Source organism: Terriglobia bacterium (genome assembly GCA_020073495.1).
Taxonomy (GTDB): domain Bacteria; phylum Acidobacteriota; class Terriglobia; order Terriglobales; family Acidobacteriaceae; genus JAIQFD01.
Genome location: JAIQFD010000004.1, coordinates 510,330 through 526,811, shown reverse-complemented (window position 1 = coordinate 526,811; position 16,482 = coordinate 510,330). Strand labels below are relative to the sequence as shown.

Sequence of the window (16,482 nt, the reverse complement as noted above, 5' to 3'; positions counted from 1 at the left end):
TGTTCTCCTAATCCTTCGTTATCGATTGTGCTGAATCGTTATCTGCTGACGCCGTTTCCAGTCCACCGCCTACCAGACAATAGGCCGCGGAACACGTGCCAACCGATAACCGAACCCTTCGCCAGCTCACCGCACCCGCAAACTGGCTGAACCTGACTGAGTACTGAGTACCGAGTACTACGCGGACGCGGCTTCCGCCGCCTCCTTGAACTTTTTCTCCTTCACTCCCTGGTTGATCACGACGGCCACGTCGCGCCCAACGGCGTTCATCACCGTCACCAGCCGCTGCGCCGGAGCGTTGATCAGGAAGAGCAGCTTGGAGAAGACTTCTTCGCGCGACGGCATGGTGGCCAAGTTGTCCAGCGTCTTCGGCGGCATCACCTTGCCTTCCAGCACCACCGCCTTGAAGCTGACCTCCGGATTGTCCTTGGCGTACTTCTGCAGCGCCTTGGCCAGCGCCACCGGGTCGCCCGAGGTGTAGGCGATCGAGGTCACGCCCTTCAGACCCTTCAGCGCCTCCTCCACCTTGGTGCCTTTGGCCGCGCGCGTGGCCAGCGTGTTCTTCACCACGCGGTACTTCGCACCCGCGCCTCGGATGGTCTTGCGCAGCTCCTCGGCCTGCGCCGCCTTCAGCTTCGAGAACGTCGCCAGTACTGCTGTCTCGGCGCCGCTGAGCTCCTTGCCCAACTCCTCTGCCTGCTCGATCTTCTTCGCTTTCGTGACCGCCATTGTCAGTTCCTTTGTGTCGGCGGCGTCCCGCCGCCGTTCAATTCCTTTCGGCGATCCCGGCGCTCCCGGCGATCACCCGATCCCGGCGATTCTTACGCCTTGGCCGCTGCCTCGACCGGCGCCACATCGATCTGGATCCCGGGACCCATGCTCGAGGAGAGTGTCGCCCCCTTGATGTACTTGCCCTTGGCCGCTACCGGCTTCGCCTTGATGATGCTCGTGATCACCGTCATCGCGTTCTCGATCAACTTCTCCGCGGCGAACGACATCTTGCCCACCGGCACGTGCACCAGCGCCGTCTTGTCGGTGCGGAACTCGACCTTGCCCGCCTTCACTTCCTGCACCGCGCGCGCCACGTCGAAGGTCACCGTCCCCGTCTTCGGGTTGGGCATCAGGCCTCGCGGGCCCAGCACTTTGCCCAGCTTGCCCACCGACTTCATCATGTCGGGGGTGGCCACCACGGCGTCGTAGTCGGTCCAGTTCTCCTTCTGGATCTTCTCCACCATATCTTCCCCGCCCACGATGTCGGCGCCCGCCGCCTCGGCTTCCTTCGCTTTGTCGGCTCCGCAGATGACCAGGACTTTCTTCGACTTGCCCAGCCCGTGCGGCAGCACCACCGTGCCCCGCACCATCTGGTCCGCGTGTTTCGGATCGACACCCAGACGCAGCGTCACTTCCACCGTCTCGTCGAACTTCGCGAACTTGACCTTCTGTAGCAGAGGCACGGCTTCGCTGAGCACGTACGGCCGCCTCTCCACCGCCTGCCTCGCCTTCGTGATGTTCTTCCCCGCTTTTCTCATTTCTTGCTCTCCGTCTCCCACCGCCCCGCATTATTCCGCGTGCCGTGGTCATCTCGACTTGCTTCCAAACCCTTCAGCAGTGTCATCCCGAACGGCTTTCAGCCGTGAGGGACCTGCTTTCCTTACGCCGTCACCTCGATGCCCATCGACCGCGCCGTTCCCTTCACGCTCTTCACGGCTGCATCTAACGACGCCGCATTCAGGTCCGGCATCTTCTGCTTGGCGATCTCCTCGACCTGCTTCTCGGTGACCTTGCCCACCTTCTCTTTGTTGGGCGCTCCCGACCCCTTGGCGATGCCGGCCGCGCGCTTCAGCAGGATCGATGCCGGCGGCGTCTTCGTGATGAAGGTGAACGACCGGTCGCTATAGACCGACACCACCACCGGGATGATCAGCCCATCCAGCTCGCGCGCGTTGGTCCGGGCGTTGAACTGCTTGCAGAACTCCATGATATTGATCTGCGCCTGGCCCAGGGCTGGGCCCACGGGCGGCGCCGGGGTCGCCTTCCCCGCCGCGATCTGCAACTTCACCTGCCCTGTTACCTTCTTCGCCATTCCTGTTTACCTTTTCCTTTGTGTCATCCCGAACCGCCTTAGCGGTGAGGGACCTGCTTTCCCCGTCCCGATCCCGAGCCTAGGATTTTCGGTCTCGGCTTTTCGGGACTGTTTTCTTGCCTAGCTACTAGCTGCCGGCTACTGACTACTCTTAAGCAACCTTCTCCACCTGCCCGAATTCCAGCTCCACCGGGGTGCTCCGCCCGAAGATCGTCACCATCACCTTCAGCGTCTCGCGGTCCTCGTTCACCTCGTCCACCACTCCGGTGAACGTCGCGAACGGGCCCTCGGTGATCCGTACCGATTCGTTCTTCTCGAACTTGACCTTGAGCTTGGGCTTGTCCTTGCCGATGTTGACGCGGTAGACGATGTGGTTGACTTCTTCGTCGCTCAGCGGGGTCGGGTCGTTCGCCGTCCCCACGAAGCCGGTGACGCGCGGCGTCGATTTCACCACGTGCCACACCTGGTCGCCCTCGCCGCCGCTCCGGAAGCCCGTCAGGTCCATCTCTACCAGCACGTAACCGGGATAGAACATCCGTTCGGTGGTGTACTTCTTGCCTCCGCGCACCTCGGTCACCGGCTCGGTGGGGATGAGCACCCGCCCGATCTTCTCCTGCAGGCCGAACGCCTGGATGCGCGACTCCAGCGACTCCCGCACCTTCCGCTCGAACCCCGAATAGGTGTGGATGATGTACCACTTCATGTTCGGGTTCACGGGCGGGGCCTGCGCCCCTTCGCCCGGTGCGGCTGCAGCGCCTTCGCCTGCGCCCTCGGCGCCGGCGGGAGGCGCCCCGTTCTCGGGGGCCGCGGCTTCTTTTCTCTCTTCCGTATCCATAAACTCGTTTCTCGGCTCCGTTAGCGGACCAGCGTCTGCCCGTACCTGATGATCCGGTTGATCACGAAACTGATCCCGTTGTCGATCAGGAAGAAGTACAGGCCGAACAGGAACACCGCCACGATCACCACGATGCTGGTCGCGCGCACCTCTTTCAACGAGGGCGTCGTGACCTTCTTCATCTCCATGCGAACGTCGGTGTAAAAGCCCTTGATCCGCTGCGGCCACGACTTGATGCTTGCGCCGATCCCGTTCTCTGTCATCTGTGCCGTTATTGACTTCGCCATTCCTTCACTGACTCCTCACTCCCGACTCCTGACCGCTGATCCTGGCAGGGGCGGAGGGATTCGAACCCCCAAGTCCGGTTTTGGAGACCGGCAGTTTAACCGTTGAGCTTACGCCCCTGTCCCCTGCTCACTTCACTTCCTTGTGCGGCGTGTGCTTGCGGCACTTGCGGCAGAACTTGGAGAACTCGAGACGGTCCGGCGTGGTCTTCTTGTTCTTGGTCGTCGAGTAGTTCCGGTTCTTGCACTCCGCGCACTGCAACGTGACGATCTCTCGCATGACTCCCTGCTTCCTCTACTGGATGATCTCGGCGATGGTGCCGGCGCCGACCGTGCGTCCGCCCTCGCGGATCGCGAACCGCAATCCCTTCTCCATGGCCACCGGCGTGATCAGCTCCACCACCAGCGCCACGTTGTCCCCCGGCATCACCATCTCCGTCCCACTCGGCAGCTCCGCCACTCCCGTCACGTCCGTGGTCCGGAAGTAGAACTGCGGCCGGTAGCCTTTGAAGAACGGCGTGTGCCGCCCGCCCTCTTCCTTGCTCAGAACGTAGACCTCGGCCTTGAACTTGGTGTGCGGCGTGATCGAGCCCGGCTTGGCGATCACCATGCCGCGCTCCACTTCGTCCTTGCCGATGCCCCTGAGCAGCAGGCCGGCGTTGTCTCCCGCCATGCCCTCGTCCAGCTGCTTCTTGAACATCTCCACGCCCGTCACCACCGTCTTGCGGGTCTCGCGGAAGCCCACGATCTCCACTTCTTCGCCCACCTTCACCTTGCCCCGCTCGATGCGCCCGGTGACCACCGTGCCGCGCCCCGAGATCGAGAAGATGTCCTCGATGGGCATCAGGAAGGGCTTGTCCACCTCGCGCAGCGGCAGCGGCACGTACTTGTCCACCGCCTCCATCAGCGCGCCGATCTGCTTCTCCCACTTCTCTTCCCCGTTCAGCGCGCCCAAGGCCGACCCCCGGATCACCGGCAGGTCGTCGCCCGGGAAGCCGTAGCCCTTCAGCAGGTCGCGCACCTCCAGCTCCACCAGGTCCAGCAGTTCCGGGTCGTCCACCGCGTCGCACTTGTTCAGGAACACCAGCACATAGGGCACGCCCACCTGGCGCGCCAGCAGCACGTGCTCCCGGGTCTGCGGCATCGGTCCGTCGGTCGCCGCCACCACCAGGATGGCTCCGTCCATCTGCGCCGCCCCCGTGATCATGTTCTTGATGTAGTCGGCGTGACCGGGGCAGTCCACGTGCGCGTAGTGCCGGTTCGCCGTCTCGTACTCCACGTGCGCCGTGGCGATGGTGATCCCCCGCGCCTTCTCCTCTGGCGCGTTGTCGATGGAATCGAAGGAGCGGAACTTCACCTTCGGGTTCGCCTTGCCCAATACCTTCGTGATCGCCGCCGTCAACGTCGTCTTGCCGTGATCGATGTGCCCGATCGTCCCTACGTTCACGTGCGGCTTGCTGCGGTCAAATTTCTCTTTCGCCATAAGTGCCGTTCCTCAGTACATGACGTAGATCTTGTAAAACTTCGTGCGGAGCCCGTCGTCTACCTGCTCCAGCGTGCGGAGGTACAGCTCGCGCATCTGGCCCTGGTCCCCGACGCTGAGCACGTCGTACAGCTTGCGCGCGCCCTTCTGCTTGAGCTGCGAATCGAACTGTTCCAGGAGCTTCTTGTCGAGAACCTTCTCGAACTCCCGGATACGGATGCCCTTGCTCTCCAGTTTCCTGAAGAACTGCTCGACCACCGCGGGCGAAAAAACCCGCTGGATGCCGGACTTCAGCTCCTCGAACTCGGCTCCCTTTTCGATGGGTATGCCGGCCTGCTGGAATGTCGCCTGAGCCATGCCCTGTTTCGCCGCGCCGCCTTCGCCTATTTCGCCACTTCTTTCGCTATTTCCGATCTCTGGAGCGGGAGACGGGAATCGAACCCGCGACCAACAGCTTGGAAGGCTGTGACTCTACCACTGAGTTACTCCCGCTCTTCCCTGCTAGAGATCCTTCGGCCTTCGGCCTCAGGATCTCGGCAGCGGGCTCCCGCTCGGCTCCGCCTCGCTCACGCCCGCTAGACGCCTCGAGTTACTCCCGCCCTCTCTCCACCGCCCAAATCTCTGGAGCCGATGACCAGGACAAAAACATGAACTGGTGACCGCTCTTTTCCTTGTCGCCGCAACGCCGCTTCGCGGCTGCGGCGACGCTTACCAAAGGAGTGCTCTACCAACTGAGCTACTCGCCAAAACCCTGGAGCCGATGACCAGGATTGAACTGGTGACCTCTCCCTTACCAAGGGAGTGCTCTACCAACTGAGCTACATCGGCTTCGCAACCCTGCTCACTCCCGGTCACCAGAACTGGTGACGTCTTTGTTTCTGTGTCGCCGCAACGCCGCTTCGCGGCTGCGGCGACGCTTACCAAGGGAGTGCTCTACCAACTGAGCTACATCGGCTACTGAAACTCCGAATCGCTCTTGTGCACTGCCTGCTGTTCGCGCCGCCAGTGGACCAAGGTGCGGACCGTGAACAGCCCCAAGACCGCCCACGCCACCCAGCGGATGCGCTCGTCCGGCAGCGTTTGCCACGCCAGCAATCCAAGCACAGCAAACGCGACCAGCGCGACGTACAGCTTATGAGTACCCATGAAAAACTCTGGTGGACAGGGGAGGATTCGAACCTCCGTAGCTCCAAGGAGCGGCAGATTTACAGTCTGCTGCCATTAACCGCTCGGCCACCTGTCCACATTGAACCGAGCTTGCTCGACTCGATCGCGCCCAGTGCCTACCAGTTGTCAATCGGCCGCGGTACAAAGTAGCGACAGTCTCGAACCACCGCACGCGCACACTCGCGCACAGGTAAAGCCATCGGAGATCGAGTGGAGTGAAACCTCGTGACGAGTTGTCGCTGCTACCGTGGCTGCTCCGGACCGCCGCTCCGGAGCCCGTTCTGTTGGAGCTGGCGAAGGGATTCGAACCCCTGACCCTCTGATTACAAATCAGATGCTCTACCAGCTGAGCTACGCCAGCAAAACCTTTTGGCCAGCACCCCATCGCGGAAAAGATACTCGCGCTGGAGACCCCGCGCCGCTCCCGCCCCGAACGCGCACTCCCACGCCCGGGAAGCTCCGGCTAAGCCGAAGCAAAGTATAAAAGTTAGCACGAACGGCAACTAACGTGCAAGCTGCCGCACACGAATTCCTTCGGATGGTCGGTGGTAATTCTTACGGAATGGCGTCCGCCCGAGCTAGCCCGGGCGGGATGCTATGATTCCGCTGCCAGAATGAAATTGTACCCGATTTCTTGCCGGCGGGAGCATTCTTTTGCTGGAATCTGCATGCCCCTCGACCGACCCGCTGAGCTAAGCTCGCCCCACCCAAGGGATGGAACCCGCCGGAGGACCGCATGCTGAGACGGCGACGGAAGTTGCTGATCGCGGTCATCGTGCTGCTGATCGGGGCGGCCATCGGGGTGGCCATCTGGCTGCGCAAGCACGCACCGCCGGATGCGGTGCGGCTGCTGCCCGAGGTCGAAGACGGCGTCCTGTACCTCAATCTGAAGCCGCTGCGCATGGCGGGCGTGCTGAAAAAGACGACCACGCCGCGGGAGCCGGAGTACGAGCAGTTCGTGCGCGAGACCGGCTTCGAGTTCGAGCGCGACCTGGACCAGGCGGCATTCGCGGTGCACGGCCCGGGGGCCGCAGGCGGGCAGACGCGCTACTCCGAAATCCTGGTGGGGCGGTTCGATGGCAGCCGGGCCGAAGCGTACTTCAAGAAGCTGGCCCAGGGCGTGGAGAATTACCGCGAAACCACGATCTACTCCATCCCGCACGAGGGCCGCACGGTTCGGGTGGCGATCCTGGGGCTGGACCAGGTGGCGGTCTCGAATCTGGAAAACCCGGCGGCGATCCACGAGATCATCGACCACTACCGGTCGTCGGCGGTGCCGCGCGGCGGCCCGGCTCTGGTACGGGAGCACTACCACGACGTGCTTTTCGGCAGCCTGGCATGGTTCATCGGGAACGTGGGCAGCAGCGGCCTGGGGCAATTGCCCTCGAAGGGCCTCGACATCCCCATGATCGGGGGCCTTGTCGGCGGATCCACGGTGGTGGCGTCGGTGCGCTACACGGGATCGGCCCGCCTAAAGATGGAAGCGTTCGCCGCCAGCGAGCAGCAGGCGAAGAACATCGCAGCCAATCTTCAGATCCTGCTGGCGATGTTCACCGGGGCCGAATCGAGCGTGAAGCCGAGCGGGAGCGACCCCGACGTCAAGGCCTTCTTTGACAGCATCCAGGTCGCGCAGCATGACGACCGCGTCATCCTGACCGCCACGTTGCCGCCCGGCTTCGTCAAGAAGGTGTTGACCGAGCCGCCGACGGAGCAGATGACCGCGCCGGTCCCGGCACCCGCACCGCCACCCGCGCCGAAGAAGAAGAGACGGAAGTAGATTGCGTAACTGGTGAGAAGGGTTGTTCTCAACAGTTAACCTCGTCTCTTTGGGACGGTGCCCGAAAGGCCGGTCCGTCGGACCCGCTACGAAAAGCATGTGTTGGCTTTGCATTTGATGCACGGATATGATTCAGATGCGAATTGCGCGCATTCGACTGGAGGATTGACCATGATGGACCCAGTAAGAGACAAATACCTTGTAACGATAGGATTGTTGCTCGTCACGTTCGTCCCATTGCTACGAGCGGCCTCCCCTGAGACTGGCGCTGACGAGCTTCCGAAAATCATTCTTTCTGGCATTGCAGCGTACAAAGCCGAAGGGCCGGAGGCAGCGGTCAAGGCTTGGATTAAAGGCAGCCCCATTGAGGGAAGCAAGGAGGTACTCAGCCAGGCTAACGTCTTGCGGCAAATTCAAGATTTCTACGGGCCATTCAAGGGCTTCCAGTTGATCCGGTCAAAAAACCTTTCATCAAACACTCGGGTTATTTACTTAAACATCAACTTTGAGAAGGGCCCAGTTTTTGCCAAGTTCTTGGTTTACCGAGCCGAGCAAGATTGGATTCTCACTTCGTTTCTGCTCAACACTAATCCGGACCTCATACTCCCGAGCTGCCAATGAAAGAGTGCGATGTTTGCAGCACAGCCCGTTTCGTTACATGAACGAGCGGGAGCTGTGATCCCACTCTGGGTTGTCGAGAATTCGCGCGTAACTGGTGAGAAGGGCTGTTCTCAACAGTAAGCCGGTTCGGGCCTATGTTTTTCCGCGTTATATTACGGCGTGCAGTTCGTTCAGTGGAATGCTGGAGCGACGCGCGAGTTCCCCGGAGGATTGCGTGAAACACAAGATGGCTTGGATCACTTCCGCTCTACTCTTGCTGTGCATCTCGTCCCCGACACAGGCCGCGCCTCCCGCCAAGGGTTACCAGTACACCGTCGTGTGGAAAGAGATTCCCGAGGTGATGAAAACGGCGAGTTTCCACTTCACCGTTCCGGCCATCGCCACCGAGGACAGCGGCGTCCCCTTGGCCGATGTGGAGATCCTTTCAAACCCATGCAGAGTCGGGTTTCCCAAGGATCCCAAACCCCAGATCTATGCCGCGAGCCGGTTGCATATTTATCTCAATTGTCCGGGGATGACGAAGTTGGGCGTAACGATAGTATTGCAGCGCCTGATCGGGGATCTTTCGGCCCCGCCGAAGAAACCAGGGCATTACGAGTTCAGCGGCGCCCTCGTCTACCTCACCACTTGCGGTGGCCTCGACGGGGCCGTGCTGTGTGACCAGCGGTACCTGACCGGCGGCACGCTGGATATCGTTCGAGTCGGTGGTTAGCGCCGGACGTCAGAATAGCGTGCGCTATGAACGGGCTCAGCGTGGCGATCTTCCGGGATCGGCAAATCTATAGCTGGAGTGTCATCCCCTGAATAGCCCGTGTGCCAACGCCACTCCGCGATAACTATTGGAAAATCCCCTTCTTACCAGCGATACGGGGTTGGGGCGTAACAGGTGAGAAGGCCTGTTCTCGCCAGTCATCACCCCTTCCAGAAAACGTAGGACCCTAGCAAAGCGGCCGCGTTTCTGACATGCTCTACACGGCAACGTTCTTTGCAATCGAAAAATATCTGCGCCTACTCGTGAGGCGGGACCCGAAGCCATTGTGGAGGCTGTCGAATGAACACTGCAACACCATTGAAACAGCCCAGCGCCTGGCTTCCAGTGGCAATGTCGTTCGCCGCCCTAGCCACGGTGCTTGGTCACGTTGCTATGTTCGTGGCTGTCCGTGAGGCTGATGAGGGCACTGCTGCCCATATCTTTCAGCTGCTCATGATTGCACAGGTGCCGATCGTGGCGTTCTTCGCGATCAAGTGGCTACCGCGGACGCCAAGACAGGCGCTGCACATACTTGCGCTGCAAGCCGGTGCCGCGCTCGCAGCACTTGCACCCGTTTTCTTTCTCAATCTTTAGGCCGAGAGGTCGCCTGCCACGTACAAGCGATGCGGCAACCGAATCTGCGTGTTGATAAGTCGGCATGGCATCAGTCTGCGGCGCGATACGCTGATTTCAGGCCGAGAGTTGTGAGAAACCCTTTTCTCGCCAATGTCCGCAACGCTCCGATCAGCGGAGGCCGGCTGAGTTATTGGAGAGCATTAGTTGTCGTGAAATCCCCTTCTCGCCAGTTGTCTCAAGTTGATTCACGTTTCGCCCGTGTAATGCGTCATGGATTCCGAGGCCCTTACAGCCGTTCTTTGGCCATGCCCTGCTCTGGCATTGACGATGTTAGAGCGTCTTCCGCTTCGGCTTGTGCTTCCTGCTGCGATGGGCCTGGTAGTGTGCCGCCTTGAACTTTCGGGCTATGGCAATGTCTTGCTTGGCCCAAAGCCGAAGCTTCTGTCCGCCATAAATAATGCGTTGCGGTTCCGGAATTCTCTTCGCATATAGCCATCGAAGCAATGTCTGGTAGCCGACTCCAACCGCCTTCGCAACTTGTTTTGTCGTGTATCTGGTCATGGGTAAGAGCATAGTCGCTTGGGTTCCGAGTTGAACCAACCAAATTCGATAGCTGGCGAGAAATCCCCTTCTCACCGACTATCCGGTCATGGGGGAAATTGCCACGCCCAGGGATGCAATCCTTTGCACAATTTGCCTGCGGGTGCCAGAAGCCGTGTTAAGCAAAAGATCTCGCAACATTCAGCACTGCCGCAACTTACCTCCACCGTGCAGGATTGGCCACCGAATTGCGACGACATCCACGCTGAAATTAGGCCGAAAGGCACGGTGTTTCGAGAACAGATAACGAAACCCGTTTGTGCGGTGGCACCGCGAACTGCGGGTCTTGATTGGAAGCACGACCAGCCCTGCGGCTTGCGGCCTAATTCCAGTCCATCCATGTGTTTTCCAGCAATCGCTTTCCCTTTGGCGCGCTCCACCCCCGCCGCAGCTATCACACCTGTCATCCTCGATTACAATGCAGCGACGTGATTGACTCCCCCGACAAGCCAGGCCAGAGCAGTATCGAGGCGGCGCTGGCATCCCGCGACACTGGCCTTCTCCGGAAGATCGCTGCAGAGCGGAAGGGACTCACCGAGCAGCAGCGTAATGCGCTTTCGCTCGTCGCGGACCTGCTCGATCGGGCGGCTGGACGGCGCACCGATCAACCCTGACGACGGGCACCAGTGTCGATGGCAGGGCGGTTCTGCGCCACCTGTAACTGTTGAGAATGTATGGTCCGCCGCGCGAGTGCAAGAGTGAACGTTGAAGGAAGAAATTCAGTCTGCGCAAATGTATCCGGCCTCTTTGTGGAGAAGATCTCCGGGCCATGATGAGTTCCGCGCGTGCCTGTCCTGGTAAATCCCGCGGTCGTGGAAGACCATTTCTCAACCCAGGTTCTCAGGTACGCCGTTTGACTGTTCTTTCGTCCTTGCTCTTCTCTTCTGCAGACCTGGTGGGGAAGTTTGGGTAGATCGGTTAATCCCCTTCTCGCTAGCAATGCCGGGACCGCCCAGGTGCGGGCCAGGCGCCTTCGGCAATAAACGTGGGGGTATACTTGGCCGCAGTGCCGTTTTGTGCCCACTGCGGAAAGCAAGTGACGGATGGGATGCGCTTCTGCGCGGCCTGCGGCGCGCCCGTCGCCCCCGACGCGGCCGCGGCCATGGACGCCAAAATGCGTCGCCAGCACAAGGAGATGCGCCTCCTGGTGGTGCTGGGCGGGTTGGTCCTGGCAATAGCCGTGGGGGTGCTGCTGAGCAGTGTGCTGTCGGCAAGAAGAGCCTCGGAAAGCTCGCGAGTGAGTGGCGCGACCGCCGCTGCCCCGCAAGGGCAGCCGCAAGCGGCCCCCGCGCAGCCACCCGCGGCCCAGAACCCGCCCGACCAGCCAACCAGCCCTCTGGCTTCCGGTCCTCAACCGCAGCCACCGCCCCAGGCAAGCGTTCCCAGCACAGGCAACCCAACGAGCAACGCGCCCGCGGGCGGCATCGACCTGGAACAAGTGCAGAAAGCATTGGCGCAGATGACGCAGCACGGTGGCCCGGGCAATACGCCAGCGCCATCGGCAGTCCCGTCCGGTTCCGACCGCTATCCCGGGTCGCAGCCGGTCAACGTTGAGGACGCCAACATTCCTGACATCGGCATTCCCGTTACCCGAGAGGTTTACACCACCACCGATCCTGTTTCAGCGGTGGTCCGCTACTACCGGGAACGGTACCCTGATGCGACGTTGACGGAGATCAACGGCCAGCAGATCCTCGCGGTGGACCGCCCGGGTGCGTCCAAGGTCATCGCCATCGGCAGCACCGGACAGGAGACACGCATCGCCATCGTGCAACCCGGCACGTGAGCGCTGCCGGGCGCGCTGGGGACCCCGGTACATTCGCGGCGGCTACACCGCTGGGTCCCGACGGGATGTAAAGTTTCGCGGACACGAAAAAGCCCGCGCGAGGGCGCGCGGGCTACGTTGTCGAACGTTAGGTTACGAGCCGCCGGCGTAAGTGTGCACGGAGGCGAAGGTCGTGCGCAGGTACTTGTGGGGGTTGACGGGGGCGTCGTGGATGCGGACTTCGTAATGGAGGTGGGGGCCGGTGCTGCGTCCACTCAGGCCCACGTAGCCGATGGTGTCGCCGCGCTGAATGGTCTGTCCGACCGTGACGGCGCAACCCGACAGGTGGCCGTAGCGGGTGGAGATGCCGTTGCCGTGCTCGACCACGACCATGCGCCCGTAACCGGCCATGATGTCGGCGAAGGTCACGACGCCGTCGGCCGGAGCAATCACGGGGTGGCCGTAGGTGCTGGAGATGTCCACGCCGCTGTGGAAGGCGCCTTCCCCGTTGAAGGGATCGATGCGCTCGCCGAACGCGCCCGTGATCATGCCCTCGACGGGCCACAGGGTCGGGGCCTTGGCCATGCGTACCCAGTCCGCCACGCTGGCGTTGCGCGAGCCGAAGGCAATGCCAATGGTGGCCACGCCGTTCATCGCGGAGGACTTCAGCGCGTGAAGCTGGCCGATGGAGTTGGCCACCTGCTCACCGGTGAATTCGCTATGGGCCGAGGCCATGCTCAAGGTGGGGTCTGACTTCAGGCCATACATGGCGGAAACTTCATTGGCCAGCGAGCCCAGCGAGGCGACCTGGATCTCTTTCTCCTGCGCCACCTTCTCCAGATTGTTGTACTGGGTCTTCAGAGCGACGGTCTGGGAGCGGAGCTGGTTGAAATGCGAGACCTTCCACAGCATGCGGGCGTAGGAACCCGCCATGCCGGTGATGGTCAGCATCCCAATGACGGCGCCGGAGAGGAAAACATACAGATAATGGAGGGGGATGGGGATCTTGCGTAGTTGTCCCTCTCCGTCGCGGGCAACCAGCATGATGTAATAACGTTTTCGCAAAGGTAATCTCCAGTCACCCGGGAAACTACGCCCAGGTTACTTGCCTGCGATTTGGCCCGTCGTTCTGTCGGACTCGGGAAGGTCAGTTGCGAGGTCTGACATTCCCGCCCGAGGTGCGATCTTCCACCGTAGGGCCCAAGGCCAGAGAGCCAGGATGAGAACGGGGAACCCTAACAAACCCCGCCATCCATGTCAACCAGAGTAGTGGCACGTCCCGCAATCGGGGTAGATGCCGGAAGGGTAACTGGGGTTAGGCTTTTGGGTTGTACCAAAGGCAACGTACGGACGGGGACCAGGGTAATCGCCGAGATCGCTGGGATCGAAATGCAGGTCCCTTGACGGTAGCCGCGGCGCGGCGCTCGCTCGGAATGACGTTCGGACCAGGTAACACAGACCTTTGCCCTCGAAACTGGTAGGGTATTGCGCGTGCCGCTGAAGGAACGAGAACTGATCGCGAAGATTCGCAAGATGGCCGGGCACCCTGGCTCGCCAAAACCAGGCAAGCCAGGGTGCCGGGTAGTCGCCGGGATCGGTGACGACTGCGCCGTGCTGGGGGTGCGTCCGGGGCACGAGATTCTGGTCACCACGGACTTCAGCCTGGAGGGGATTCACTTTCGGCGGGAGTGGCAACCTGCTTCTGTGATCGGACACCGCTGCCTGGTGCGAGGGTTGAGCGATGTCGCGGCCATGGGTGGGGAGCCGCTAGCGGCGTTCCTGTCGTTGGCACTGCCGAAGAACATTCCGCAGCGATGGGTCGATGAATTTTTCAATGGCCTGCTCAAACTGGCGCGGCGGCATGGAGTGTCGTTGGCGGGCGGAGACGTGGCGCAGTCGCCAAAGGGAGTCATGGCAGACATCGTGGTGGTTGGGCAGGTGCCGAAGGGCGAGGCGCTGATGCGGTCTGGGGCAACGGCGGAAGACGGAATCTACGTGACGGGGGAGTTGGGAGGGGCGGCGGTGGAGATTCGCGGGCTGCGCGCTCGGCCGACGCAAGGGGGCTTTAAGACTTCTCTGCCGGAGCCCAGAATCAAGGTGGGGCAGGCTCTGCGGGAAATCGCGTCGGCGTGCATTGACGTGAGTGACGGGCTTTCGACCGACCTGAGCCACATCTGCGAGGAGAGCCGTGTGGGAGCGGTGGTCGAGGCCGAGGCGGTGCCGGTGGCACGCGGGGCGACGCTGGACCTGGCGCTGCACGGCGGGGAGGATTACGAGTTGCTATTCACCTCGGCCAAGCCGGTCCCGGAGCGGGTCGCTGGAGTCAAGGTGACGCTGGTGGGCGAAGTGGTGGGGGGCAGAAAGATGTCGCTGGTGGATGCGGCCGGGCGGAAGCGCGAATTGGAGGCGGGAGGCTGGGAGCACTTCAGGTGAAGGATAAGGTTATCCAATACATCCGAGAGCATGAGTTGATGCGTGCGGGAGACCGCGTGGTGGTGGCGGTGTCGGGAGGCGCGGACTCGGTGGCCCTGCTGCGCGTCCTGCTGGAGCTCAAGGATGAGTTAGGAATCGTGCTCTCGGTGGCGCACTTCAACCACAAGATCCGGGGCACGGAAGCCCAGAGAGACGAGGATTTCGTGGGGGCGCTGGCGCACAGGTACGGGCTCCAGTTCCTGCGCTCGTCGGGAGACGTCCCGCAGTACGCGGAGTCGGAAAACATGAGCCTGGAGGCGGCGGGACGGGAGCTACGGTACGGGTACTTCCGGTCGCTGCTGGAGTCGGGCGAGGCAGACAAGGTTGCGACCGCGCACACGGCCGACGACCAGGCGGAGACGGTGCTGATGCGGCTGATCCGGGGAGCTGGGACAAAAGGGCTGGCCGGGATCCATCCTATCCAGTGGGCGGAGAAAGGACTCAACACGAAGGCAGACACAAAGGAACACGAAGGAACCCGCGCCATCGTGCGGCCGATGCTCGGAGTGCGGCGGCGGGAGGTCGAAGCGTACTTACAGACGCTGGGACAGGATTGGCGGGAGGATGCTAGCAATCGCGACCAGCGGCATCTGCGCAACCGGATCCGTCACAGCTTGCTACCGCTGCTGGAACGTGACTTCAATCCGGGCGTGGTCGACGTCCTCGCGGACGTCGCGGAGATCGCGCGCGGCGAGGAAGAATATTGGGACTGGCTGGTGAGCGAATGGCTGGCCGAGGCCAAGGAACACGGGTATCTGGGCAAGGGTGCGGTGGCGCGCCAGGTCCTGAATGTCCTGGCGACCTGGCCGCTGGCCATGCAGCGTCGCGTCTATCGCGCGGTCGCCGAAGAGGCCGGCGCGCGGCTGGAGTTTCCGGATGTCGAGCGGGTCAGGAAGCTGGCGAGCGGGCCCTCCGGGAAAGAGCTGGAAGTCGGGGAGGCCTGGCGTGTCCGTCATGGACCAGAGGGACTTCGCTTCGAGCGAGCCGGCGAAGCGAAAGCATGCCGATTCGAGCATTCGCTCCCCGTGCCCGGCGAGGTAAGGGTTCCCGAATTAGGCACGGTGGTCAAGGCGTATTTCGTGGCAAGTGAGGCCAAGGGGTCGGGGTATAATCCAGCCAAAGCTTGGGACCCGAAAAAACTCGCAGCGGAACTGGTGGTCCGGAACTGGCGTGCCGGAGACCGATTCTGGCCGGCGCATTCGAAGTCCGAAAAAAAGCTGAAAGAGCTGCTGCAGGAAAGACGTGTGCCGACAGCGGAGCGGAGCCGGTGGCCGGTCGCAGTGAGCAGGGAGAGGATCGTGTGGGTGCGGGGGTTCCCGCCGGGCCGTGAGTGCTTGGCCGAGCCGGATTGCAGGAAGATGGTGGTCATCGAGGAGATTGCAGGCGGGCAGGACAAACCATGACGCCCCAAGGCAGCGAACCCGAGGACATCCGGAGTGGCCTGAAGATCCTGGTCACCACGGAGCAGATCCAGAAGCGCGTGAAGGAGCTGGCGCGGCAAATCACCGAGGACTACAAGGGCAAGACCATCCACGCCGTGTCGGTGCTGGAGAACGGATTCATGTTCACCGCCGACCTGGTGCGCGCCATCGACCTGCCGGTGGTGTGCCTGTTCATCAAGCCGGAGCACAACGAGCAGGGGAACACCGTGTCGATCTTCTTTACGCCGGAACTGGACGTGAAGGGGCAGCACGTGATCCTGATCGAGGCGCTGGTGCAGTCGGGGGTGACCAGCGAGTTCCTGATGCGGAACCTGCTGGGCCGGGGAGCGGCGTCGGTGAAGCTGGTGACCTTCCTGGACAAGCAGTCGGAGCGGAGGGTGTCGCTGCAGCCGGATTATTTCGGGTTCCTGATCGACGAATCGTACGTGGTGGGCTACGGGCTGGGGGCGCCCCAGGTGGGGCGGAACCTGCCTTATATCGCGTCGACCGCGCAACGGCCTTCGCTGGCCGCCTCGACCCGATCGTAGCCGCTTTCGGGCCCCTTCAGCCGGAACCTTTCCGCAAGAAAAGGGTTTACAATTTATAAAGAAGAATCGCCCGGCATGAGGGCATCTAAACGGGCCCAG

Annotated in this window: 18 protein-coding genes and 5 tRNA genes; 8 read left to right on the top strand and 15 right to left on the bottom strand. The window is 61.9% G+C overall.

Annotated elements, in window-relative coordinates; genetic code table 11:
* Nucleotides 1-177: 177 nt before the first annotated feature.
* The 14 genes from rplJ to LAN37_12715 all read right to left on the bottom strand — a co-directional run bounded on the left by rplJ (nucleotide 178) and on the right by LAN37_12715 (nucleotide 6,213).
* A complete protein-coding gene (gene rplJ, locus LAN37_12780) occupies nucleotides 178-729 on the bottom strand; it encodes a 50S ribosomal protein L10 (protein MBZ5648083.1) in 552 nt (183 codons plus the stop codon).
* Between the two features lie 92 nt (nucleotides 730-821).
* Nucleotides 822-1,529, bottom strand: a complete 708-nt coding sequence (gene rplA / locus LAN37_12775) for a 50S ribosomal protein L1 (protein ID MBZ5648082.1) — start codon at nucleotides 1,527-1,529, stop codon at nucleotides 822-824.
* A gap of 122 nt (nucleotides 1,530-1,651) precedes the next feature.
* Nucleotides 1,652-2,083, bottom strand: coding sequence for a 50S ribosomal protein L11 (gene rplK / locus LAN37_12770; protein ID MBZ5648081.1), 432 nt, complete (start codon nucleotides 2,081-2,083; stop codon nucleotides 1,652-1,654).
* 151 nt (nucleotides 2,084-2,234) lie between these two features.
* Complete coding sequence (nusG, locus tag LAN37_12765; protein MBZ5648080.1) at nucleotides 2,235-2,918, bottom strand: transcription termination/antitermination protein NusG; 684 nt, start codon at nucleotides 2,916-2,918, stop codon at nucleotides 2,235-2,237.
* A gap of 20 nt (nucleotides 2,919-2,938) precedes the next feature.
* On the bottom strand, nucleotides 2,939-3,205 hold the full coding sequence (secE, locus tag LAN37_12760; GenBank protein ID MBZ5648079.1) for a preprotein translocase subunit SecE: 267 nt from the start codon (nucleotides 3,203-3,205) through the stop codon (nucleotides 2,939-2,941).
* 42 nt (nucleotides 3,206-3,247) lie between these two features.
* A tRNA-Trp gene (locus tag LAN37_12755) sits at nucleotides 3,248-3,323 on the bottom strand.
* A gap of 9 nt (nucleotides 3,324-3,332) precedes the next feature.
* On the bottom strand, nucleotides 3,333-3,482 hold the full coding sequence (gene rpmG / locus LAN37_12750) for a 50S ribosomal protein L33 (GenBank protein ID MBZ5648078.1): 150 nt from the start codon (nucleotides 3,480-3,482) through the stop codon (nucleotides 3,333-3,335).
* 15 nt (nucleotides 3,483-3,497) lie between these two features.
* Nucleotides 3,498-4,685 (bottom strand): elongation factor Tu, encoded by a 1,188-nt coding sequence (gene tuf, locus LAN37_12745; GenBank protein MBZ5648077.1) that lies wholly within the window; start codon nucleotides 4,683-4,685, stop codon nucleotides 3,498-3,500.
* A 12-nt stretch (nucleotides 4,686-4,697) separates the two neighbouring features.
* On the bottom strand, nucleotides 4,698-5,042 hold the full coding sequence (locus tag LAN37_12740) for a hypothetical protein (GenBank protein ID MBZ5648076.1): 345 nt from the start codon (nucleotides 5,040-5,042) through the stop codon (nucleotides 4,698-4,700).
* A gap of 60 nt (nucleotides 5,043-5,102) precedes the next feature.
* Nucleotides 5,103-5,177, bottom strand: a tRNA-Gly gene (locus tag LAN37_12735).
* 260 nt (nucleotides 5,178-5,437) lie between these two features.
* Nucleotides 5,438-5,513 (bottom strand) — tRNA-Thr (locus LAN37_12730).
* Nucleotides 5,514-5,639: 126 nt separating this feature from the next.
* Nucleotides 5,640-5,831 (bottom strand): hypothetical protein, encoded by a 192-nt coding sequence (locus LAN37_12725; GenBank protein MBZ5648075.1) that lies wholly within the window; start codon nucleotides 5,829-5,831, stop codon nucleotides 5,640-5,642.
* 9 nt (nucleotides 5,832-5,840) lie between these two features.
* Nucleotides 5,841-5,928: transfer RNA gene (locus tag LAN37_12720), tRNA-Tyr, on the bottom strand.
* A gap of 209 nt (nucleotides 5,929-6,137) precedes the next feature.
* A tRNA-Thr gene (locus LAN37_12715) sits at nucleotides 6,138-6,213 on the bottom strand.
* Nucleotides 6,214-6,588: 375 nt separating this feature from the next.
* On the opposite strand from LAN37_12715, the gene LAN37_12710 reads away from it, so the two are divergent.
* From LAN37_12710 to LAN37_12690, 5 genes are all read left to right on the top strand, one after another.
* Nucleotides 6,589-7,629, top strand: a complete 1,041-nt coding sequence (locus tag LAN37_12710) for a DUF3352 domain-containing protein (protein ID MBZ5648074.1) — start codon at nucleotides 6,589-6,591, stop codon at nucleotides 7,627-7,629.
* A gap of 171 nt (nucleotides 7,630-7,800) precedes the next feature.
* A complete protein-coding gene (locus LAN37_12705; protein MBZ5648073.1) occupies nucleotides 7,801-8,250 on the top strand; it encodes a hypothetical protein in 450 nt (149 codons plus the stop codon).
* A gap of 214 nt (nucleotides 8,251-8,464) precedes the next feature.
* Nucleotides 8,465-8,962: a hypothetical protein gene (locus LAN37_12700; protein MBZ5648072.1), complete on the top strand. Its 498-nt coding sequence runs from the start codon at nucleotides 8,465-8,467 to the stop codon at nucleotides 8,960-8,962.
* A 339-nt stretch (nucleotides 8,963-9,301) separates the two neighbouring features.
* Nucleotides 9,302-9,595, top strand: coding sequence for a hypothetical protein (locus LAN37_12695; GenBank protein MBZ5648071.1), 294 nt, complete (start codon nucleotides 9,302-9,304; stop codon nucleotides 9,593-9,595).
* A gap of 1,618 nt (nucleotides 9,596-11,213) precedes the next feature.
* Complete coding sequence (locus LAN37_12690; protein MBZ5648070.1) at nucleotides 11,214-11,963, top strand: hypothetical protein; 750 nt, start codon at nucleotides 11,214-11,216, stop codon at nucleotides 11,961-11,963.
* 132 nt (nucleotides 11,964-12,095) lie between these two features.
* On the opposite strand, the gene LAN37_12685 is transcribed toward LAN37_12690, so the two are convergent.
* Nucleotides 12,096-13,007 carry a M23 family metallopeptidase gene (locus tag LAN37_12685; protein MBZ5648069.1) on the bottom strand — a complete coding sequence of 304 codons (912 nt, stop codon included), beginning with the start codon at nucleotides 13,005-13,007 and terminating at the stop codon, nucleotides 12,096-12,098.
* Nucleotides 13,008-13,433: 426 nt separating this feature from the next.
* Here LAN37_12685 and thiL point away from each other — a divergent pair, with 426 nt between their 5' ends.
* From thiL to LAN37_12670, 3 genes are read left to right on the top strand one after another with little or no spacing between them, the layout of a single operon-like run.
* On the top strand, nucleotides 13,434-14,375 hold the full coding sequence (gene thiL / locus LAN37_12680) for a thiamine-phosphate kinase (GenBank protein MBZ5648068.1): 942 nt from the start codon (nucleotides 13,434-13,436) through the stop codon (nucleotides 14,373-14,375).
* The gene (gene tilS / locus LAN37_12675) at nucleotides 14,372-15,817 is read left to right on the top strand and encodes a tRNA lysidine(34) synthetase TilS (protein ID MBZ5648067.1); all 1,446 of its coding nucleotides are present in this window, start codon (nucleotides 14,372-14,374) and stop codon (nucleotides 15,815-15,817) included. The genes thiL and tilS overlap by 4 nt, the downstream gene beginning before the upstream one ends.
* The gene (locus LAN37_12670) at nucleotides 15,814-16,383 is read left to right on the top strand and encodes a hypoxanthine phosphoribosyltransferase (GenBank protein ID MBZ5648066.1); all 570 of its coding nucleotides are present in this window, start codon (nucleotides 15,814-15,816) and stop codon (nucleotides 16,381-16,383) included. The genes tilS and LAN37_12670 overlap by 4 nt, the downstream gene beginning before the upstream one ends.
* Nucleotides 16,384-16,482: the final 99 nt, after the last annotated feature.